General features: G+C 63.9%; 14 protein-coding genes. 2 read left to right on the top strand and 12 right to left on the bottom strand.

Annotated features, from left to right (window positions below):
- Together AC1RMD_RS12815 and AC1RMD_RS12810 are read right to left on the bottom strand one after the other, a co-directional pair.
- A complete protein-coding gene (locus AC1RMD_RS12815) occupies positions 1-984 on the bottom strand; it encodes a diacylglycerol/lipid kinase family protein (protein ID WP_492927003.1) in 984 nt (327 codons plus the stop codon).
- Positions 918-1,583 carry a phosphatase PAP2 family protein gene (locus AC1RMD_RS12810; RefSeq protein ID WP_492927002.1) on the bottom strand — a complete coding sequence of 222 codons (666 nt, stop codon included), beginning with the start codon at positions 1,581-1,583 and terminating at the stop codon, positions 918-920. The genes AC1RMD_RS12815 and AC1RMD_RS12810 overlap by 67 nt, the downstream gene beginning before the upstream one ends.
- Positions 1,584-1,770: 187 nt before the next feature.
- On the opposite strand from AC1RMD_RS12810, the gene AC1RMD_RS12805 reads away from it, so the two are divergent.
- Complete coding sequence (locus AC1RMD_RS12805; RefSeq protein ID WP_026335227.1) at positions 1,771-1,995, top strand: hypothetical protein; 225 nt, start codon at positions 1,771-1,773, stop codon at positions 1,993-1,995.
- Positions 1,996-2,067: 72 nt separating this feature from the next.
- Here AC1RMD_RS12805 and AC1RMD_RS12800 read toward each other — a convergent pair whose 3' ends face one another.
- From AC1RMD_RS12800 to secD, 7 genes are all read right to left on the bottom strand, one after another.
- Positions 2,068-3,141, bottom strand: a complete 1,074-nt coding sequence (locus AC1RMD_RS12800; RefSeq protein WP_492927001.1) for an AI-2E family transporter — start codon at positions 3,139-3,141, stop codon at positions 2,068-2,070.
- Between the two features lie 211 nt (positions 3,142-3,352).
- The gene (locus tag AC1RMD_RS12795; protein WP_492927000.1) at positions 3,353-3,889 is read right to left on the bottom strand and encodes a hypothetical protein; all 537 of its coding nucleotides are present in this window, start codon (positions 3,887-3,889) and stop codon (positions 3,353-3,355) included.
- Positions 3,890-3,973: 84 nt separating this feature from the next.
- Complete coding sequence (alaC, locus tag AC1RMD_RS12790) at positions 3,974-5,170, bottom strand: alanine transaminase (RefSeq protein WP_492926999.1); 1,197 nt, start codon at positions 5,168-5,170, stop codon at positions 3,974-3,976.
- Positions 5,171-5,283: 113 nt separating this feature from the next.
- Entirely contained in the window at positions 5,284-5,601 is a 318-nt protein-coding gene (locus AC1RMD_RS12785; RefSeq protein WP_492926998.1) for a hypothetical protein, read from the bottom strand.
- A gap of 60 nt (positions 5,602-5,661) precedes the next feature.
- Complete coding sequence (locus tag AC1RMD_RS12780) at positions 5,662-6,516, bottom strand: EamA family transporter (RefSeq protein ID WP_492926997.1); 855 nt, start codon at positions 6,514-6,516, stop codon at positions 5,662-5,664.
- A gap of 1 nt (position 6,517) precedes the next feature.
- Complete coding sequence (locus AC1RMD_RS12775) at positions 6,518-9,991, bottom strand: DUF748 domain-containing protein (protein WP_492926996.1); 3,474 nt, start codon at positions 9,989-9,991, stop codon at positions 6,518-6,520.
- Positions 9,992-10,095: 104 nt separating this feature from the next.
- Positions 10,096-11,949: a protein translocase subunit SecD gene (gene secD, locus AC1RMD_RS12770; protein WP_492926995.1), complete on the bottom strand. Its 1,854-nt coding sequence runs from the start codon at positions 11,947-11,949 to the stop codon at positions 10,096-10,098.
- A 161-nt stretch (positions 11,950-12,110) separates the two neighbouring features.
- Between secD and AC1RMD_RS12765 the strand changes: the two genes are divergently transcribed.
- The gene (locus AC1RMD_RS12765) at positions 12,111-16,223 is read left to right on the top strand and encodes a DUF3857 domain-containing protein (protein WP_492926994.1); all 4,113 of its coding nucleotides are present in this window, start codon (positions 12,111-12,113) and stop codon (positions 16,221-16,223) included.
- Between the two features lie 10 nt (positions 16,224-16,233).
- Here the strand turns inward: AC1RMD_RS12765 and AC1RMD_RS12760 are convergent, their stop codons facing one another.
- The 3 genes from AC1RMD_RS12760 to AC1RMD_RS12750 form a co-directional block, all read right to left on the bottom strand.
- Positions 16,234-17,055 (bottom strand): zinc-binding metallopeptidase, encoded by an 822-nt coding sequence (locus tag AC1RMD_RS12760; RefSeq protein ID WP_492926993.1) that lies wholly within the window; start codon positions 17,053-17,055, stop codon positions 16,234-16,236.
- 48 nt (positions 17,056-17,103) lie between these two features.
- The gene (locus tag AC1RMD_RS12755; RefSeq protein WP_492926992.1) at positions 17,104-19,782 is read right to left on the bottom strand and encodes a TonB-dependent receptor plug domain-containing protein; all 2,679 of its coding nucleotides are present in this window, start codon (positions 19,780-19,782) and stop codon (positions 17,104-17,106) included.
- A 168-nt stretch (positions 19,783-19,950) separates the two neighbouring features.
- Complete coding sequence (locus AC1RMD_RS12750; RefSeq protein WP_492927333.1) at positions 19,951-21,564, bottom strand: methyl-accepting chemotaxis protein; 1,614 nt, start codon at positions 21,562-21,564, stop codon at positions 19,951-19,953.
- Positions 21,565-21,821: the final 257 nt, after the last annotated feature.

Raw genomic sequence — 21,821 nt, 5'->3', positions numbered from 1 at the left:
CTATCCCTCCTGGGCCGGTACGATGACGCTCAACGCCGCCGCCCGCGAGCGGTAGCATAGCGGCGGCTTCATCAACGACACTTCGCCGTCGGTGGCCACCCGCATGTGATGGTGGCGCGTTTCGATGATCAATTCCGGCGCCGACAGCACGTCGAAATCGCGCGCCTCGCCCAGCTTGCCGAGCATGGCGTGCAGCCCGTAGCGCAGCAGTCCCAGCCTGGTCGGCTTCTGCGCCACGTACAGGCACAGATTACCGCTATCGAGCCGCGAGCGCGCACCCAGCGTCAAGCCTTGCAAATATTCGTTGTTGCCGATGAAGACGAAGGGCGTACGGCGCAGATGCTCTTCGCCATTGATCTTGAGCCGCACGCTCATGAACGGAAAGCGCCGCAAGGCCGCGAACACCGCGCGTCCGAACGCCGGCCACTTGCTGCGGCCCAGATGGCGCTGCTGCTGTTCGCGGTCGCGCACGATGTCGGGATAGATGCCCAGGCCGGAGTTGTTGAGGAAGATGCGGCCGTTCACTTCGCCCACGTCCACCAGGCACACCCTGCCCTGCACCGCATTGGCCACGGCCGCATCGAGCTCCAGCGGTATCTTCAAGTCCTTGGCGAAGTGGTTCAGCGTGCCCAGCGGCAGCACGCCCAGCCGCGTCGCGCTGCCCACCAGCACCGACGCCACCGCGTTGATGGTGCCGTCGCCGCCGCCCGCCACCACCACCGGCGCGCCGTCGGCCAAGGCCCGCTCGGCGCGCGCGATCATCTCCGCGCCGCTCCTGGCCAGCGTGATGTCCGGCTCGACGCCGTGGCGGCGGAATTTCTCCGCCAACGCGGCGGTCCAGCCGCCGCAATAGCCCAGCCCTGCGCCGGCGTTGATGATGACGATGATGCGGTCCAGCGCGTTCTCCCGGAAATAGTTTATAAGGTTCTGGCCTCGCGGCGCCGGCGCAGCGTCGAGATCGCCGTGATGCAGACCGCCAGCCACGCCACGCTCTCGGCCATGGCCGCCAGCACGTCGCTCAGATAATGCGCGCCCAGATAGACGCGGCTGAACGCCACCAACAATACCATCATGGCGCAGCCGACCGCCGTACTCAAGCGCACATGCCAGTGTGGGCGGGCCATCACCAGATAGCTCGCCAGCAGGCCGTAGAACAAGGTCGCGGCCGATGTGTGGCCGCTGGGGAAGCTGTAGGTCATCAAGCTCACCAGCGGTTCCTCGAAGGCCGGCCGGGCCCGCTGGAAGTGATACTTCAGCGCCACGTTCAACAGCGCGCCGCTGGGCACGGCCACTAGCATCGCCAGCAACCAGTAGCGCGCCTGCACGCGCCAGAAATACCAGCCCAGCGCCGCCACCAGCAACACCATCCCGTACCCCGTATGCGCCAGCGACACGCCCAGCATGAAGCTGGTCAGCGGCTCGAAGGCGTGGGCATGGAACCAGTGCGCCACCTGCATGTCCAGCACGGTGATCGCCTCCTTGCCCATCACATCCTCGGCCAGCTCGCTGAAAATCGCGGCGGCGGCCACCAGCAGCGCCAGGCCGGCGGTCAGGTGCAGGCCGAACTCGCCACCCGGCGACAATCTTGCTTCAATGAAACGGACGAATTTGGTGAAAATTTGGTGCTCCAACGCTTCTAGCCGTGCAAGTTGGTGGAAAAACCACGGAAAAACGAATTTACTGTTTATTTACACAGTACCTGTTTATTCATACAGTAGTTATGCTATTCTGAACTCCTCGTTAAACGCTACTCCCCACAAAGGAAATGTCATGACTACACTGAATAGCAGCTTTGGTTCCCGCTTCGGTCTCGAATATATGCCTACCTCGTTCCTGGTACGCATGGGCAAACGCGAAGTGCTGGTGTGCCGTGACTTTCGCAAGCGCTACTACGCGGTCAACCCGATCATGGAATGCGACACCGGCGTACAGGCAGGCCATCTGGAAGTGCTGATGTTCCGCCGCTGGCTGCTGATCCTGTCGAAGGCGCACTAATGGTTGCCGGTGCCAGTTGTCCGATCCAGTCGCAAGACAGGCCGGCCGATGCCGCGACCTCGCTCGCGCTCCTCACCTGGGTTTGGCAACTGGCGAACCGTCATCAAACAGATTCGCCTCGTACCAAAGCGTCACAAACAGAACCATCACAACCGGACCGATAAACAGTCCGACCAGGCCCAGGGTTTCAACCCCGCCCAGGATACCAAATAGTACGGCCAGGAACGGCAACCGCGTGGCGTTGCCGATCATGCCGGGCCGTACAAAGTGATCCGCCACGAACAGCACGATGGTGCCCCATACCGCGACCGCGATGGCCGCCGGCACGGCGCCATTGAACACCAGCACCGCCGCCGCGCTGACGAAAGCGATCGGCGCACCAAATGGAATGATCGCCAGGATGCCTGTCACCGCCGCCCACAGAGCCGGTGACGGCAGGCCGGCGAACGCGTAGCCGATGCCGATCAACACACCTTCCGCCAGGCCCACCAGCACCAGGCCGTTGACGGTGGCGCGGATCGCCGTCGGGATTTTTTCAGCGTAGCGCGCCCAGCGCTGCTCGCTGAAGCAATGGCTGCCGATGGCGGTGATCTGGCGATTCAGCGCCTCGCCGTCTTTGTAGAAGAAGAACAGGCACAGGAAGGCCAGGCCGAAATCGACCAGCCGGTGCATGAAGCCGACGCCGACCACCTTGATCATGTCGCTGGCCGAATGCAGGCTATTGATTTCACGCTCGGACAGCAGGTGCGACAGTCCATGCGGCTGGCTCAACGTGGCTTGCCACCAGTCGCGGAGCCATACACCGACCATCGGCAGCTGCAGGACGAAGGCCGGCACCGGTATGCCGTCGGTGTTGGCGGTGACGATGTAGTTGGCCAGCTCCGGCGCCTGCCTGGCGGCCTGCGCCACGCCGAGCGACACCGGCACGATGAAAACGGCCACGCAGATCAAGGTCAGCGCGGCGGCGGCCAGCACGTCGTGGCGGCCGAAGCGCGCCCGTATGCGCAGGTACAGCGGCCACGTCGCCACGCACAGGATGCCGGCCCAGATCAGCGGCAGGAAGAAGCGATGCATGACAAACGCCGCCAGCGCGATCAAGGTCAGGGAAAAGCCGGCACTGAGGATGTCGCGCTGGGTTTCGGTCATCGGACTATCTCCTGGTAAATATTGGGGCTATGGTAAGCGCATTTTGCGCCGCCGTAAGCCCCTGCTTATGGTTTTAATTATTTTCTAAGCTTTTACGCAGGCGCCCGCCGCGGGGATCGTCACCGCACGGGCACAGCTGTTCGAAGGTCTGGAAGTGAGCCGCGACAGGGCCTGCGCGGCTAGTCGCGGCTGGCGCTCGACTGGAAGGCCGTTAAACGGCCGGCGCCTCGCCGCCGACGACAAGTTGCGTCACCTGCCGCGCCCGCAGCAAGGCCAGCGCAGTGTTGTCGTGCTCGGCCAGCGCGGCCTGCATGGTGCCGGCCGCTACGCACGAGTTCTCCAACACCTGCAGGAACAGCGCCTGCCGCCGGCGCAGCCCCGGCGACTGGTAGCCCAGCTGCTCGAACATGCGGCCGACGTCGATGCAGTAGCTGCGCAGCTCCCACATGGTGTTCTTGGTGATCTCGATATCGTTGCGCATGCTGAGGTCGACGTCGATCAGCTCCATCCTCGCCGTGCCGTCGCCCGAGTAGGCGCGAATCGTCGGCAGCCACTGTTCGAACTTGCCGGCGATGCGTTTGATGCGGACGATCTTCTGGTCCAGCATGCGGCAATAGTGCCAGCACAGCCAGCACACCGGCAGCCGCGCCAGGATGCGCGGCAGGCCGGCCGATTGCAAAGTGAGTTCGAGTTTCCTGACGGCGTCGAGCAATCGACGCGTGCTGTCGCTGACGGACGAGAAAGGCATGATGGGCGCTCCTGGAGGAATTCAGGAACACAGTAGCCGCCGCGTCAAACATCCCGTTTGACGCGGCGTAAGGTCCACGCAGATTTATTCGGCTTTGCGGAACATGGCCTTGATGCCGCGGAGGCCCTGGCGGATGCGCGCTTCGTTTTCAATCAGCGCGAAGCGCACATACTCGTCGCCGTAGTCGCCGAAGCCGATGCCGGGCGACACGCACACCTTGGCCTCGGCCAGCAGCAGCTTGGAGAATTCCAGCGAACCCAGGTGGCGATACTGCTCGGGGATGCGGGCCCAGATGTACATCGACGCCTTCGGCTTGTCCACCGGCCAGCCGGCTTCGCACAGACCCTTGTGCAGCACGTCGCGGCGGCTCTGGTACATCGCGCAGATCTCGCTGACGCAGCTCTGGTCGCCTTCCAGCGCGGCGATCGCCGCCACCTGCACCGGCGTGAAGCTGCCGTAGTCGTGATAGCTCTTGATGCGCGCCAGCGCCGACACCAGCTCCTTGTTGCCGACCATGAAGCCGATGCGCCAGCCCGCCATGTTGTAGCTCTTGGACATGGTGAAGAATTCCACCGCCACCTCGCGCGCGCCCGGCACCTGCATGATGGACGGCGCTTTCCAGCCGTCGAAGGTGATGTCGGCGTAAGCCAGGTCGTGCACCACCAGGATGTTGTGCTGCCTGGCCAGCGCCACCACGCGCTCGAAGAACTCCAGCTCCACGCATTGCGCGGTCGGGTTGGACGGGAAGCCGAGTATCATCATCTTCGGTTTCGGATAGCTTTCGCGCACCGCGCGTTCCAGCTCGTCGAAGAAATCGACGCCGGGCGTCATGCGCACCGAGCGGATGTTGGCGCCGGCGATCACCGCGCCCCAGATGTGGATCGGGTAGCTGGGGTTGGGCACCAGCACCGTGTCGCCCTGGTCCAGCGTCGCCAGCATCAGGTGCGCCAGGCCTTCCTTGGAGCCGATGGTGACGATGGCTTCCGCATCGGGATCGAACTCGACGTCGTAGCGGTTCTTGTACCACTTGGTGATCGCGCGCCGCAGACGCGGTATGCCCTTGGAGGCCGAGTAGCCGTGCGTGTCGGGACGTTGCACGGTGTCGACCAGTTTCTCGACGATGTGCGCCGGCGTGGCGCCATCGGGATTGCCCATCGACATGTCGATGATGTCTTCGCCGCGACGGCGGGCCGCCAGCTTGAGCTCGGCGGTGACATTGAAAACGTAGGGAGGCAGGCGATCGATGCGCGAAAAGCTGCGCGGAGCTTGGGTGTCAGTCATGGATATCTCACGTAAGCGCCCGGAACCGTCCGAGCGACGTCGATGCAATGTTGCATCGGGATCCATACTAGCCGAAGCTTCAGGCTTTTTGCAATACCCTTATTTGCGTAAATTTATGCGCTGGCTTGTTTTTCCTGGTCGCTGAACCACTCGAACAGAATCAGGCCGACGATCGACGCCACCGGCAACAGGCACAGGCAAATCAGCACCCACAACACCGGCGAACGGCCCAGCACTTTGGCCGACATGCCGATGAACACCAGGTGCAGGATGAGGCTGACAGCGATGCCGACGCCGGCCAAAATCATCAGCGGCACCGAGTCCAGGATGTATTTATTCAGCGGCGGCAGGAAGGCGGCGACGCACAACACCCACGCGATCAGCGAGACGGTGGCGGCAGCGATCGGTTGTTGTGCGCGGGCGACTTGCATAGGGTGACTCCTCCAGTAAGCGGCTATGCTGCCACGAACTAGTCACAAACGCAACACGGTTCAACGCAACGAGGTCAGCGCCGAGGCCAGCACGATGCTGGCGATGGCCAGCCATTGCGTCAAGGTCAGGTGCTCGCCCAGCACCACCATACCGGCCAGCGCGCTGAGCGCCGGCGCGCCGCTGCTGAACATGCTGAAGGTGCGCGACGACAAGGTGCGCATCGACAGCATCTCCAGCGTGTACGGCAAGGCGCTCGACATCACCGCAATCGCCAGGCCGATCAGCAGATAGCTGGGCGTCAGCAGCACCGCGCCGCCGTACCACCCGCCGATCGGCACGATGAACAGCGAGGCCGCCAGCATGGCCCACGCCACCGACTGTCCGCCATGCATCACCGACACCCGCTTGCCGAACACAATGTACAAGGCCCAGCATACCGCCGCGCCGGCCGCGTACAGCACGCCGACCGGATCGAGCTGGTCGACCTTGCCGTGTATCGGCAGCAGGAAATACAAGCCCAGCATCGCCAGACAGACCGCGGCGAAATCGCGCGGCCGGCGCGACGACAGCACCGCCACCGTCAACGGCCCGGCCACTTCGATCGCCACCGCGATGCCCAGCGGGATGCGGTCGAAGGAGCGGTAGATCAGCAAGTTCATCAGGCCGATCACGCTGCCGTAGATCGCCACGTTGACGCCCTGCGCCCACGTCAGCGGCGTGCGCCACGGACGAAAGATCAGCAGCATCAGCACCGCCGCGATGCCGACCCGATACGCCGTCACGCCCTCCACGCCGATCAGCGGGAACAGGTGCTTGGCGATCGCCGCGCCGAAGTTCAGCGACAGCTGGCTGGCCAGCAGTGCAAACCCGGCCAGCAGCGCGCTGCCGCCAGCGTGTTTTTTTTCGTCGCTCATCTTATTTGGCCGACAATCCGAGTTTCAAGGCGATCGGCTTGCCGGCGCTGGCGTCCACCGGCTCCGGCGCGGTGGTGTGCGCGGCGGCGGCGTCGACGCCCTCGCCTTTCAACGCGGCCAGGATCGCGGCGGAACGCCTGGCGCCCAGTTGCGGCAAGGCGTCCGCCGGCAAGGGCTGCTTCTGCTCCAGGCGCTCTTGCAGCCTGGCGTAGAAGGCCGTAGCGTCCGCCACTTGCGGCTCGCCCTGCACCAGCTTGCCCAGGCGTTGCAGCATGGGCAGTTTCTTTTGCGCAGAATCGGCGGTGGCAGCGCCAGCGGCAGGACCGGCGGCGGCTTCGGCGGCCTTCTTCTGCTGGTCCAGTTCTGCCGCGCCGAAACGTTCGGCATACAGCTCGCGCATGGCGCCGCGCACTTTGCGTTGACCCATGTCGAGCGGACCCGGCTGTTCGCCGGCGGCCAGCTTGACGTCGGCGCGCGCCAGCACCACGCGGCGCAAGGCTTGCGCGCGCAGGGCCGCGCCGTCCACCGGTTCGCTGTACTGGCCCGGCACGGACAGTTTCAGCTGCGTCTTCTTGGCCAGGATCAGCGCCACCTGCTTGAGTTTCTCGCGCTCCGGCGGCAGCACCGTGTCGCTGCCCGCATCGAAGTCGATGGACTCCAGCTTGTCGCCGCTGACGCCGAACAGATTGCCCAGCGCGCGGAACGGCGAGGTCACGATCTTGCTCATGATGTTGCCGATCGCCTTCCACACCACCGAGCCATAGCTGAACTGAGGATCGTTCATATTGCCGGAGACCGGCACGCCGAGATCGATGCGGCCGTCGCTATCCTTCAGGATGGCCAGCGCCAGCTCCAGCGGCAGCTTGAGCGCGTCCGGGCTGTCGATGCGTTCGCCCAGCGTCAGGTTGTCGAGCACGATGTGGTTGTTGCCTTCCAGCTGGCCCTTGGCGACCTTGTATTCCAGGTCCAGCGAGATCTTGCCTTGGGCGATTTTATAGCCGGCGAACTTCATGCTGTACGGCGAGGCGGACACCATGTCCACGTTCTTGAACATCACCTTGATGTCGGTGTTGTCGGCCGGGACGAAGGGATTGAGCTTGCCACGGATGCGCGCCAGCCCGAAGTCGTCGACGCGGCCGTCCAGCTCGATCTGGCTGCTGGCGTCGCGCTTGGACGACAGGCCGGTGATCACACCGCCCAGCTCATAGATTTTGGCGCCGAATTGCGGACGCAAGCTGAGGTCGGTGAAGGCCAGCTTGGCGTTCTCGAAGCGCACGCGGCGCACCTTGACCGGGAACGGTTCGGCGGCAGTCGCCGGCGCGGCAGTCGGCTTGGCCGCCGCGTCCGAGGCGGGCTGCGTCACCAGCAGGCGCTGGGCGTTGAAGCTGCGGTCGTTTTCGATGATGAGGGTGGCGTCCGGCTCGATGACGCGCAGTTCGGCGATATCCAGCACATCCGGCGACAGGCCGAAGGCCAGCTTGTCGGCGCGTACCGATTTCCAATGAGCGAAGCGATCGTTGTCTTCCTCGTCGAGCGCCAGTTCCGCCACTTCCAGCGAACCGTCGTAGCGCAGGCCGGGATCGGCCTTGCCGCCGGCGCCGGTGTGCAGGCGGCCCTGGCCGGAGATGCTGCCGGCCGCGATCTTCAGCTTGACGTACTTGGACAGCAAAGGCTGCACCGGTGCGATCGCCAGCTTGGTCAGCTTGAGATCGGTATCGACGGCGCCGGTGGACGGCACGACCTTGCCCTTGGCGGTCAACAAGCCGCCTTCGCGCAGGCCGACCGCGCCATCGAAGGCCAGCGGCTTCTTCAGGTCGGTGCTGGCGTCGGTCAGCTTGAGGTTGAAGTCTTGCAGATTGGCTTTGATGCCGCTGCTGGCATCGTCATAACGCGCGCCGAATTTTTTGAACTCGACGGTTTTGATGTTGGCCGTCCATGGCGCCGAGGCTGGGGCAGCCTTGGCCGGCGCTTGCGCGCCGCTGCCCGATTTCGGGAAGGCGTTCAGGAACAGGAACTTGCCTTTGCCGTCGCGCGACAGGTCCAGCTGGCCACCGTCGAAGTACAGGCGCCCCAGGCTGGCGCGGTGTGCCGCCAGGTCGACCTCGCCGCCGTCGAAGCCCAGCCGCGCCAGCTTGAGCGGCGTCATCGCGCCACTGTTCAACACCAGATTGTCCACCGAGAAGGCGGCGTCGGCGATGTTCAGCTTGAGGCCGTCGACGGCGGGTTCGGCTTGCAGTTGCAGGTGCAGCTTGAGCTTGTCCGCATTGAACTTCAGCGCGGGGCTGACGGTTTCGTCCACCGCCGCCACGGCGATGTCGTCCAGGGCGAGTTGCTTGAGCTGGATTTTCCAGTTGCCCGCCGGCGCAGGCTTGGCCGTCGCGACAGCCGCCGGCTTGCCCGCCGTGGCCGGCGTTGAGGCCTGTGCAGGCGCGCCAACCGCAACCGGCGCAGCAGTTGTCGTAGGCATCGGCGCAGCAGGCACCATCAAATTCGCCACATCCAGCTCGCCCTTGGCGTCGCGGCGCACCGCCAGCGAACCGCCGTTGACATGCAGGCCGCCCACCGTCACGGTGCGCTTGAGCAGATCCACGCCGACATCGCTGACATCGAACAGCTTCAACTTGACGAAGGCCTCGGCCGCGCCATCGCGCTTGACCACCAGGTCGTTCAACGCCAGGCCGGCCCCGGCCACGTTGGCATCCAGCTGCCCATCCTTGTAAGCGAATTTGTACGGCAGCTTGGCCGACAAGCGCCCGTCCACCACCGCCACCCGCGCGAGCGACTTCAAGTACGTCGACACGCCCGGCAAGGCCACATTCTCCAGCGTCAGCACGCCGCTGCCGACTATCGGATTGAGCGCGTTCGTGCCCTTCCAGCGCAGCTTGCCGCCCAGCCCCGCATCTGCGCTCAGCGTGTAATCGCCGTTCTCGTCCGGCAACGTGCTCAGGTTGTTCAGCGCGAAGGCGATCGGCGCATAGGTATCGTTGTAGCCGGCATGACGGTCATGCATATCGACCTTGCCCTGCTCCAGCGCGAAATGCTCGATGACTAGGCGCGGCATGCCGCTGTCGCTGTCGTCGTGCTTGCGTTTATTCAGCGTCGCCACGAACTCGGCGATATTGAACTTGCCGTCCGGCGCGATGGCCAGCTGCACCGTCGGCGCCACGATGCGGATCTCGGCAAAACTCCAGGCGCGACGCAGCAGCGAGCGCCACTGCATCTCCACCTCCAGCCCACCGACACCGAACAAGGGCGCGCCGCTGGCCTCGGTCAGCTGAAATTGCTGCACCGCCAGCCGCAGCGTGAAGGGATTGAAACTGACTTCGCCGATGCTAGCCTTGCGTTCCAGCTCGGTCTCGACAAACTTTGGAAGCTGGCTCTTGATCACCTGCGGCAACAGCCAGCCGCCCGCCAACGCATACACACCCACCGCGCCAGCCACGCCCAAGCCCCACCGCTTCCATCGTCTGTTCAATGCCTGCAAACTATTCCCCTGAAAATTTCTCTCACAGGCAACAGTATAGCAAGCATGGCAATAGCAGGCTTACTCGGACCGGGCGGGACTGTCCCCGCCACCCTCTATTTGCCGCGCCAAACGGTGCCGATCGCCAGCGACGCCAGTTTCTTGCGCCGCCCGTACCACAGGTTGACCACGCCGCGCGACACGAACACCGCCGAAAACATCGACGTCAAGATCCCCAGGCAGTGCACCACGGCAAAGCCGCGTATCGCCCCGGAGCCGAACACCCACAAGGCCGCGCCGACGATCAGGGTGGTGACGTTGGAGTCGAGGATGGTGGCCCAGGCGCGGTCGAAGCCGGTGGCGATCGCCTGCTGCGGCGTGGCGCCGCCGCGCAGCTCTTCGCGGATGCGCTCGTTGATCAGCACGTTGGCGTCGATCGCCATGCCCAGCGCCAGCGCGATCGCGGCGATGCCGGGCAAGGTCAAGGTCGCCTGCATCCGCGACAACAAGGCCAGCAACAGCAACAGATTGCAGGCCAGCGCCAGCACGCTGAAGAAGCCGAACAGCATGTAGTAGCCGATCATGAACACGGCAATCGCGGCAAAGCCGTACATGGTCGAATGCAGACCCTTGGCGACGTTCTCCGCGCCCAGCTGCGGGCCGATGGTGCGCTCTTCAACGATCTCCATCGGCGCCGACAGCGCGCCCGAGCGCAGCATCAGCGCCAGGTCGGCCGCGTCCTGCGCGGTGCCGACGCCGGTGGTGCGGAAGTGGGCGTTCAGTTCGCTGGTCAGCGTGGCCACCGAAATCACTTCCGGCTTGCCGGTCTTCTCGATCAGCACGATGGCCATGTGCTTGCCGACGCGGTCGCTGGTGGCGGCCGACATCTTGCGTCCGCCCGCCGTGTTGAGGTCGATGAACACGGCCGGTTGCTGATTCTCGTCCAGGCCGGCGGTGGCGCTGGTGATGTAGTCGCCGGTCAGCACCACGTCCTTGTACAGCACGGTAGGCGCGCCCCGCCCCACCGTGTACAGCTGCGAGTTCAACGGTATCGCCGCGTCCAGTTCCGTGCCGCGCGTGATGCTCTCGTCGACCATGCGCACTTCCAGCGTGGCCGTGCGGCCGATGACGGCGCGCGCCCGCGCCACGTCCTGTTCGCCGGGCAGCTGCACCACGATGCGGTCCGCCCCCTGCTGCTGGATGATGGGCTCGGCCACGCCCAGCTCGTTCACGCGCTTGGACAAGGTGGCAATGTTCTGCGTCACGCCGTCGTTGATGGTCTGCGTCAACGCGTCCGGCTTGAGCGTGACGACGATCTTCAGCTGCGCGCCGTCGCTGGCGTCGGTCAGCAGCAGCTCGGGGCCCTGGCCGGCGATCAGGTCTTTCGCCTTCTGCCGCGTGGCTTCGTCGCGGAAGCCGATCTCCAAGGTGTTGCCGATGCGCTTAATCCCGCTATGGAACACGGCCTTGTCGCGCAGCACGCTGCGCACCGACGCCTGCACGCCTTGCAGCTTCTTGTCCAGCACGGCCTTGGTATCGACCTGCATCAGGAAGTGGACGCCGCCGCGCAGATCCAGGCCCAGGTACATCGGCAGCGCGTGCAGGCTCTGCATCCACTTCGGCGTATCGGCCTGCAGGTTCAGCGCGACCAGGTATTGCGGATCGGCGGTGTCGGCGTTCAGACTTTTCTCCAGCACCGACTTGGCGCGGAACTGGGTATCGGGATCGGCGAAGCGCGCGCGCACCGCGGCGTGGGCGCGGTCGTAGGCGACGCCGGTGCTTGGCACCTGCGCTTGCTTGAGCGCGCTTTCCACCTTGCCGACCAGCTCGGCGCCCACGCGCACGCTGGTCTTGCCACTGCTGATTTGCAGCGACGGCGACTGGCCAAAATAATTGGGCGCGGTGTAGAGCGCGCCCAACAACACCGTGATCACAATCACGATGTACTTCCACAACGGGTAACGATTCATTTCTTAATCACTTTTTAAGAATGGACCGACCTAAGCTGTGGCTGCTTGAATTTATTGCAAGCACAATCGATGAAATATTTTCCTCAATAACTGTTTCCTCTCTGCATTTGTTATTTCATATACAATAGTGCGATTCTCACTGCCACACCTCCAGTCTATCCATGCGTTCATCTTTTCTACTAGTTTGCGCGCCGGTTCTCGTCGCCACCTCCGCCCAAGCAGCCGTTACGCCCACGGCGCCCGCCGCAGCCAAGGTCCAGAACAGTTTCTTTCGCAACGCAGCTTTACCAAAATGGATAACGCCGTTGGCAAGTGTCCCGGCAGCTATGCAGTCCGGCCCGGTGATCGTCAGGCTCGCGGAGACGCAAGCCTGGACCGGCCCAAATCCAGCCTTTCTGGTAAATCGCGCGATACAGGTCAACGACAAGTCATCACTGGGCGAAATTGGCCAATTCGGAATCTCCTATTTCCCCGCGTACCAGAAGCTGCTGCTGCACCGGGTAGCGATCCTGCGCGGAGACCAGGTATTGGACCGCACCGCCACTGCCAACACACGCCTGCTCGATCGCGAGGCTAGCCTGGAAAGCGGATTCTATGTCGGCGCCACCACGGTCCAGCTGCTGCTCGACGACATCCGCGTCGGCGATACCTTGCACATCATCTATACAACCGAGGGCCGCAATCCGGTCTTCGGCAATCTGTCCGCCGACGATTTCTCCTGGGACGGCATATTGCCGCAGGAACTGAGACGCGTGACCATTTCCCGTCCGGCGGGCCAGCCTATGTATTGGCGCGAACTGGGCGATGCTCAGCCGCCCCAGTTGAAACCTGTGGTCGAGAAAAGCGGCGCCATCGAGCGTCTGCGCTTTGAGGAAAAGTCCATCGCGCCGGTGGATATGGAGAGCAATATCCCGACGGATTTCCTGCCGCTGCGAATGATACAGACCAGTGAATACAGCAGTTGGCAACAAGTGGCAGCCTGGGCAGCGAGCCTGTTCACCAGGCCGCTGACGTCGGCCGGTGTGACCGCCGTTGCGCGTCAGTTTTTAAACGAAAAAACGGAAGAAGAACGCGCCAGCGCAGCGCTGCACTGGGTGCAGGATGAAGTCCGTTACTTCAGCGTAGCGCTGGGCGAGAACTCGCATCGCCCCCAACTGCCGGAGGTGGTCCTCAAGCGCCGCTTTGGCGACTGCAAGGATAAGAGCAGCTTACTGATTGCGATCCTGGCCCAGATGGGCATCAAGGCCGAACCGGTATTGGTCAGTGCCAGCAGCCCAACCCTCCCAACCAGGCTGCAACCGTCGCCATCGTGGTTCGACCACGTCATCGTGCGCGTGCACGCCGACGGCAAAACCTATTTCGTCGACCCTACTCGCGACGGCGAGAAAGGCCAGCTGTCAATGCTGCCAACCGCAGCGCCCGGCGCCGCCGGCCTGGTAGCCACCGCCGATACCAGCGAGCTGCTGAACTTGCCGAAAAATACCAGCAGCGCGCCGCTGTATGAAGTTCAGGAAAAATTCATCATCGGCGAACTTGACGGCGACGTCCAGCTCGACGTCCGAACCATTTATCGCGACTACTACAGCCGCTATGCGCGCGTCCGCTACACTGCGATGTCGCCCGCCGAACTTCGCAAGGACGTGGTGGGCGACTACGACAAACAATTCCGCGGCGCCAAACTGGTGGGCACCCCCACCCTCCAGGACAGCGAAGACGGGAGCACCTTCTCGGTCCTGGCCCATATTTCCCTGCCCAAGCCGGTTACACTGAGCGACAACTGGTACGCAATCGCCCACAAGTCCAGGATCCTGGAAGACACCTTGGGCATTCCAAACAAGCTGACGCGCACCTTCCCGTTCGAAATCCCGATGGGGCTATACCGGGCCCGCTATCGCATGGGGATCGTCTGGCCCAGCCGGGTCAAGGTCATCGGCGCCGATGACACCACCATCGTCGACAATCCCTACTTCCACGCGCACAAGGAGTACTCCTGGCGCGGCAATGAAGTCGACTATGTCATCGACTACGCAATCAAACGCAAGCGGCTAGACGCCGCAGAATTGCCGGAGCTCGCAGCCCAGGCCAAGTCGCCGGCCCTCAACACGTTTGGCGAATCCTCGATGAAGCTGCACGAAGGTTCGCTGCCAGCGCCGAACGCAGTGAACTTCTCCGTGCGCGATGTTAACGCGACGCGTTTGCTCGGCGAGTTGCGCGGAATCGGTCAGGAATTATCGGCCATCAAATCGGACAAGGCGAGCGGCGCCAACGTCAACCTGATGTGCAACGGCATACTCGACGCCTTGGCTCTGGGCAGCAGCTACCCCAGTTTCGCCACCAAGACATCAAAGTTGATCGCCATGATCGACGAACTGAAAGACGTCGATACCGAACGTGACCAGTGCAAAGCCCTGATCGCCTTCCACCAGGGCCGGCATCGCGACGCAGTCGCCAGTTTCGTCAAGACCAAGCAGCTCAAAGACAATGATGCGTTGACGCTGAACCTGGCTTGGGCGCGGCTGTACAGCGGCGATTTGTCCGGGGCCTCCGCCGACGCGGAACGCTACGCGAGCGCACAACTGGCCGGTGGCACGCTGATGCCAGCCGACGCCGCGCAAGTACTGCTGATCCTGCAACGCAATGGTCGCCAACCTTCGACCGTGTTCCAAACCTATCTGGATACGCTGACCGATGGTCCGTGGCCGCGCCCGGTACTGGCTTATCTGTCAGGGAATTTGACTCAGGAACAGTTGCTGGCTATCGCCGGACAGTTCGGTCCCTCCAAGCGCGAGCTGGCGCTCAACGAAGCCTGGTTCTATATCGGCGCCAAGCTGCGCCAGTCTGGTCAACGCGACGCCGCGCTGCGCGCTGTGCGCTGGTTCCCTGTGCACGGCATCGACGGCACGCGCACGGCGCTGTTAGCGCGCAAAGAACTGCAACTGCTGGAGCCGCTGGACCCCGATGTCCAGTTGGGTCTGGCGGCCGCAGGCGCCAACCCTCCAGACTACAAAGCGGCAAGGGAACACTACAGGAAAGCCATGGCGCGCGGCGACGCACGGGGTGAATTGGAACTAGGCTGCCTGTTGGAAGAAGGTCACGACCTCAAGCCGGACCCGAGCACAGCAATCGCCATGTACCGGCACGCGGCGGAGCAAGGCGAGCTGGCCGCCATGAACGAGCTCGCCAACGTCTACGCCACCGGCCGTGGGACAGCACAAGACACAGCCAAGGCGGTCGAATGGTACGCGCGCGCGGCCGACGCTGGACATGACCACGCTGCGCTGAACTTGGGGCAGATATATCGTATCGGCATTGACGGAATTAAACCCAATCCAGAGCTAGCATTCCGGTATCTGCACACGGCGGCAGAATTGGGCAACAGCGAAGCCCAAGCCTTGGTGGGTGGCATGTATTTGACCGGCGAAGGGAGTACCACGGATGTCGGGCTGGCGCTACTGTGGATTGCGCGCGCCGTGGAACAGAACAATGCACACGGCATCGCGCAATTGGGGACGCTGCTCAGCCAGGGAGTAGGCATAGACAAGAACCTGCCGCGCGCCATCGAACTATGGCGGAAAGCAGCCGACCAAGGCTCCGCCTTTGCGCAGTTGCAATTGGGGATGGCATATGCATCGGGTCAAGGGGTCCCAAAAGACCTGGCCGCCGCATTCAAGTTGTATGAGCAAGCCGCAGCGCAGGGATTGAATGCCGCGCGTGCGCAGCTTGGCCTTGCCTACGCACTGGGCAAAGGCACGCCCGTCGATCTGCCGCGAGCAGAGAAGGAATTCCGGCAATGCGCCGGCAATGGCCATGCAGACTGTCAGTTCCGATTGGGACAAGTGCTGGAATACGGCAGCGCCGGCACTTTGGCTCCGGTCGAAGCCGCAGCCTGGTACCGCAAGGCGATCGATCAGGGGCATATGGAAGCGCTCAACAATCTGGCGGACATGTACGAAAAAGGCCTGGGCGTCCCGGTCGACCTCCCACGTGCGATTCGCATGTACCGCGAGGCGGCACGCACCGGCGAAGTGCTGGCGCAGGCTAGCCTCGGAGAACTTAACGAATCAGGCAAAGGCATGGCGGTGAACAAATACCAGGCGTTCTTGTACTATCACCTGGCCGCCAACGGGCACGCGGCTAGCGCAATACACCGCGACCGGTTGGCGCATGAGTTAAGCGTCGACCAGGTCGCGAAGGCGACAGCGATTGCCGCCGCCTGGCGACCGTCGCAGCCGCTGCCTGACGGCCTGGACGTGGAAGGAAAATCGCCGCAGTAGCTTGCCCCCATCAAGGCCGGCTGTATTTGCGGAACTGCTCGCGCATGTGGCGCAGCTTGGCCGCCAGGTTGGCGTCCTGCATCGCATACAGGTCCAGCCGCGCGGCGTAGTCGGGCGTCATCATCCAGCCGAAGGTTTCGGCCTTGTCTTCTTCCTGGCCGTAGCTGGAATACAGGCTGACCACGCCAGGCTTGGCGTGGCCGACGTCCTGCAGGTTCTTGCCGTAGAAGCTGGCGCCGCCCTTGCCGTAGGTGAGTCCGGCCGGATTGAGCGCCAGCCACGCGGGATCGGCATGGTAGTAGTCGTTGTGTTCGCGGTAGTCGATGAAATGGTAGAACTCGTGATGCACGCGCATCTCCATGCCGGCCGGGCACAGCTTGGCGCTGTTGTCGGCATAGGCCACGCTGTCGACCTCGGCCATCGGCATCGCCAGCCGGCGTTGGCCGGCCACCGCCAGCTCCTTCACCAGCAGGACGTTGTGCAGGCGGACGTTGGCGAAGAACGAGGCCGGATAACGCTCCATCCCCGGCAGCACCACGCTCAGCAAGCGATGCAGGCGCTGGCGGTCCGACTCGCTGTCGGTGAAGGCTTCGGCGCTGGCGCCTTCGCTGTTCAGTTCCCACTGGGCGTTCAGGTTCAGCGCGGCCAGGCGGCGCGTGGCTGTTTCGCGCAGCTGCGCCAGCGTGGCGTCGGCCGGCGCCACGCTCGGATATTGCAGATCCCAGTGGCATTCGATGCGCAGCGCATCGTTGTTGTGATCGACAGGCGCGAGGGTGCTGCAGGCGGACAGCAGCAGCGCACTCAGCGCAATAAGAATTCGGTGACAGGACATGGGGAGACTTTTAGAACGGCGCCGGCACTGGGCCGGCGCCTGGGTTGATTACTTGAACTTGTAGTTGGCGCTCAGCTGCACAAAGCGGCCCAGCTGGCTATGGTACGACGGGCTGTAGCCTTGCAGGTAGGCGATCTGGCTGGCGTCCATCGGCGCTTCCTTGTTGGCCAGGTTCTGCACCGACATCGACAGCGTCAGGTTGCGGAAGCCCTTGTAGCTGACATAGGCGCTGGCCGTCAGCCACGAACGCACGTTGCACAACTGCGGCGTGGCCGCTTCAAACGAGCAGACCGCATCCGGCGAACTCTTCAGCAAATAACCGCCGACGTAGCTCCAGTTGACGCTGGCATCCCACGAACCACGATCCCAGGCCACGCCGGCGCGGCCGCGGTTCTTCGGCAGTCCGTAGTAGCCGACGTAGTCGACCGGATCGTTGCCCGGCACATCGATGCTCTTGTAGCTGTTCATGCGGTTGTAGCTGGCGCTCAGCGAGAAGCGGCCCCAGCTGCCCACCTTGAAGCTGCCGCGCGCATCGACGTCGACGCCGCGGGTCTCCGTGGTCGACAGGTTGGCCGTGATCAGGCTCAGATGATCGAGCTTGCCGCTGACCGGGTTGCGCACGATGCGGTCGGCAAACTGTGCTTCATGCTCCAACAGGTAGGTGGAGCTGATGGTGGACAGCTCGTCGCGGCGCTTGATGTTGTACGCATCCACCGACAGCGACCAGCCCGGCACAGGCTCGGCCACGAAACCTATCGTCACGCTCTTGGATTTCTCCGCCTGGATGTCGGGGTTGGCGCCGGTGGTAAAGGCCACATAGCGTTCGCAATCTTCGTTGGTGGTGCTGAACACCGGGCAGCGCTTGGGATCGAGCACCTTGGTGTAGCCGTTGGTGTTGCCCGCATGCAGCTCCGGCAGCGACGGCGCGCGGAAGCCTTCGGCGTAAGTGCTGCGGAACGCCAGCTGCGGCAGCGCGCTCCATTTGGCGCCGACCTTGGGCGTGAAGGCCGAGCCGAAATCGTTGTAGCGGTCCGAACGCGCGGCCAGGCTCAGCTCCACCGTCTTGAGCACCGGCGCCGACAGCTCGCCATACGCGGCCGCCACGCTGCGCGAGCCGCTGGCGCCGGTCATGCCGATCAGCTGGATGGAACCGTCGGTGAACAGCCGGTCCGGCGTGGCGTTGAATTTTTCGCTGCGGTACTCGGCGCCGACCGCGATCGACAGCGGTCCGCCCGGCAGCGCGAACAGTTCGCGATTGCCGTGCACGTCGACGCTGCTGGTGCGGGTGTCGGCGTGGTTGTCCAGCAGCGGATACAGGCGCGCCATCAGCGCCTGGTCGTTGCCGCCCGGGTTGCGCAGCAGGAAGCTGTTGCGCACCAGGCCGTCCGCATCCAGCACCTCGTCGATCAGCACCTTGTCCTGGATGTAGCCGTGGTAGCGGGTGTCGGTCAGCGAGCGCGAGAACATCGCCGCCGCTTCCAGGTCCCACTTGCCCAGCGTGCCGCGCGCGCCCAGGGTGGCGCGCACATTGCGGCTCTCGCTGTTGATGGTGGTCGGCACGTCGTTGAAGACGTAGCGCACGCCCACCGTCTTGCCCCACTTGTTCTGCGGATGACCGGCCGGCAGCAGCAGGTAGCTGATGGTGGTGCCCGGCGCGTTGCCGTACAGGCCGTACTTGTCGAGCAGGTCGTTGGTGTAGGCGCCGTAGGAATTGGTGGCGTAGCTGTACATGCTGGAAGCCTGGCGGCTGCGGCTGAGCGCGGCGTCGCCGAACAATTCCCAGCCCCGCCCCAGGTCGTAGGTCAGCGCGCTGTAGACGTTGTCGCGCTGGCTCTTCGATTGCAGCGTGACGGCGCTGGTGTTGTCGTTGATGCAGCGGCCGTTCAGCGGCGAGCCGGCGTCCACCAGCGCCGGACAGTCGCCCAGGATGCCGAGGAAGCTGCCGCCGGTGGTGCCGGACGCGGTGTAGACGTTGCTGGAGAACGAGGAGCGGCGGTCGGCCAGGCCGAAGCGGCGGAAGTCGGCATCCTTGGTGCGCGGGCGGGCATTGACCAGCACCGGGCTGGTGTCGCGGTGGGACAGGCTCAGCAGCCAGTTGTAGCCGTCCTGCGCCAGCGTGCCCTTGCCGTAGGTCAGGCCGATGTCGCCGGTATTGCCGTCGTGGTAGGCCGAGGTGCCGCCGGAAACCTTGAGCGCCAGGCCCTCGTAGTTCTTGCGCAGGATGATGTTGATGACGCCGCCGATGGCGTCGGCGCCGTAGATCGCCGAGGCGCCGTCCAGCAGCACCTCGATGCGCTCGACGGCGTCGACCGGGATCGCATTGGTGTCGACGAACGAGGCCGAGCCGAAGCCGAACGGCGCCACGCGGCGGCCGTTGATCAGGGTCAGCGTGGCGCCGGCGCCCAGGCCGCGCAGCGAGATGCCGGCCGAGCCGAAGGCCTGGCCCGGCGTGCCCTCGGCCGTGTAGCCGCCGGTATTGCCGGCCGGCAGATCGCGCAGCACGTCGGTGATGGTGGCCGCGCCGGAACGGGCGATTTGCTCGGCCGTGATAACCTGCACGGCGGACGCGGTTTCGGCGTCGACACGCTTGATGCGCGAACCGGTGATTTCCACGCGCGGCGCGACGGCGGGGCTGGTTTCAGCGCTGGCCTGGGCGGCGGCGGTCAGGGGAACCGCGCCGGCGCACAACAGCGCGACGGCACGAACGATAGGGCGAATAGGCGACATGAGACACTCCGTGGTATGACAGTTTGATGAAATACTGCAACTGTCACGGAGTGTCTTTGGTCGCCGCGCTCAGGTCACGGACAGGACTGCTGTTTTAGTACTTTCCTGCTCGCATTCCCATGCCGCAGTGCAAACTGTGGGGCGCTGACCACGCCAACGCCAGCGACGCTAAGGCGCCGCGCCGCTCAGCGCCGGCCACTTTTCCGCGCGCGAGGAACGTGCCCCATCCTTGAGCCGGAACACGCTGACCAGCTGCGACAATGTGGCGGCCTGGTCCTGCAAGCCCTGCGAGGCCGAGGCGGCCTGCTGCACCAGTTCGGCGTTCTGCTGGGTCACCGTGTCCATCTGCGAAATCGCCTGGTTCACCTGCTCGATGCCGGCGCTCTGCTCGCGGCTGGCATGGGTGATCTGCGCCATCACGCCGGCCATGCTCTGCACGCTTTCCAGCACTTCGTTCATGGTCGCGCCGGCCTCGGCCACCAGCTTGCTGCCGATGTCCACCTGCCCCACCGATTCGCCGATCAAGTCCTTGATTTCCTTGGCCGACGCGGCGGAGCGCTGGGCCAGGTTGCGCACTTCGGTCGCCACCACCGCGAAGCCACGGCCTTGCTCGCCGGCGCGGGCCGCCTCCACCGCCGCGTTCAGGGCCAGGATATTGGTCTGGAAGGCGATGCCGTCGATGACGGCGATGATGTCGGCGATCTTGCGCGACGAGGCATTGATCGCGCCCATGGTATCGACCACCTGCGCCACCACCGCGCTGCCCTTCTGCGCCACGCTGGCGGCCACCGTGGCCAGCTGGTTGGCCTGGGCCGAGTTGTCGGCGTTGTGGCGCACGGTCGAGGTCAGCTCCTCCATCGAGGCGGCGGTTTCCTCCAGCGAACTGGCTTGCTGCTCGGTGCGCGAGGACAGGTCCAGGTTGCCGGCGGCGATCTGGCCGGAGGCGCTGGCGATCACGCCGGTCGCGCCGCGCACCTCGCCGACGATCTTCTCCAGGTTGTCGCGCATGCTGCGCATGCCGAACAGCAGGCTGGTGGTGTCGCCGGCGCGGGTCTCGACCGTCACGCCCAGGTCGCCGGCGGCGATCTGGCGCACGATGTCGGTCGCATAGTCGGGCTCGCCGCCCAGGCTGCGCGTCAGCCAGCGCGTGATCAGCAGCGCGCCGGCGGCGCCGAACACCACGCTGCCGGCCACCAGCGCCAGTATCCACAGCCGCGACGAGGCGTAGCGGCGGTCGCCCTCGACCGCCTCCTGCTTGCCGCCGTCGGTGTAGTACTCGACCAGCTGGTCGACCTGGCCGCGCAGGGCCACGATCAACTTGTTCGACTCGCCGCGGATCAAGGCCTTGGCCTGGTCGTCGTCCCTGGCACGGGCGGCGGCGCGGATCTTGGCGTCCTCCTGCATGTAGCGCGCCCACAGATCGACGAACTTGCCGTACATGGCCTTTTCCTCGGCGCTGCTGGCCAGCACCACATAGTCGTCCTGCATCTTCTTCAGGTCGACCAGGTCCTTGGCGATCACCTGGTCGTACTTGTCCATGTCCGCCGGGCTGGTCGAAATGATGTATTGCAACTCACGGGTGCGGATGCGCGCGATCTGCGACTTGATGTCTTCGATCACCCGGATGCTGGGCATCCAGCGTGCCGAAAACCGCTTGGACGTATTATTAACCTGGGATAGCTCCCAGACGGAAAATACCCCCACCAACACGGTCAAAGCCAATACCAGGGAGAATACCAACCCCAGTTTTTGCGCCAGGCGTAGCGAATTAAACCATTTCATCATACTAGTCCCTCAACGTTTAATTTGATAGTAACTTCCGCAAATCGGCGTGGGTCATATTCAAATCATAGCGCATCGCGCGCCAGGCAAGCAGCGGGCTTTATCACATTGTTGATGATTCGCAACACCTTGTTTCCAAAGCATTTTCATAATGATAAAGATGGAAATTATAGTTTCCATCATCCATTAAAAACAACAGATAACCCAACCAACCGGTATTAGAATATCCCACTCCCCCGCCGCCAGCCGCGTCTTAA

The sequence above is a fragment of the Duganella sp. GW822-FHT06D06 genome (genome assembly GCF_058799615.1).
The sequence above is the reverse complement of the archived record's forward strand: the minus strand, read 5'-3'. Positions and strand labels throughout refer to the sequence as shown.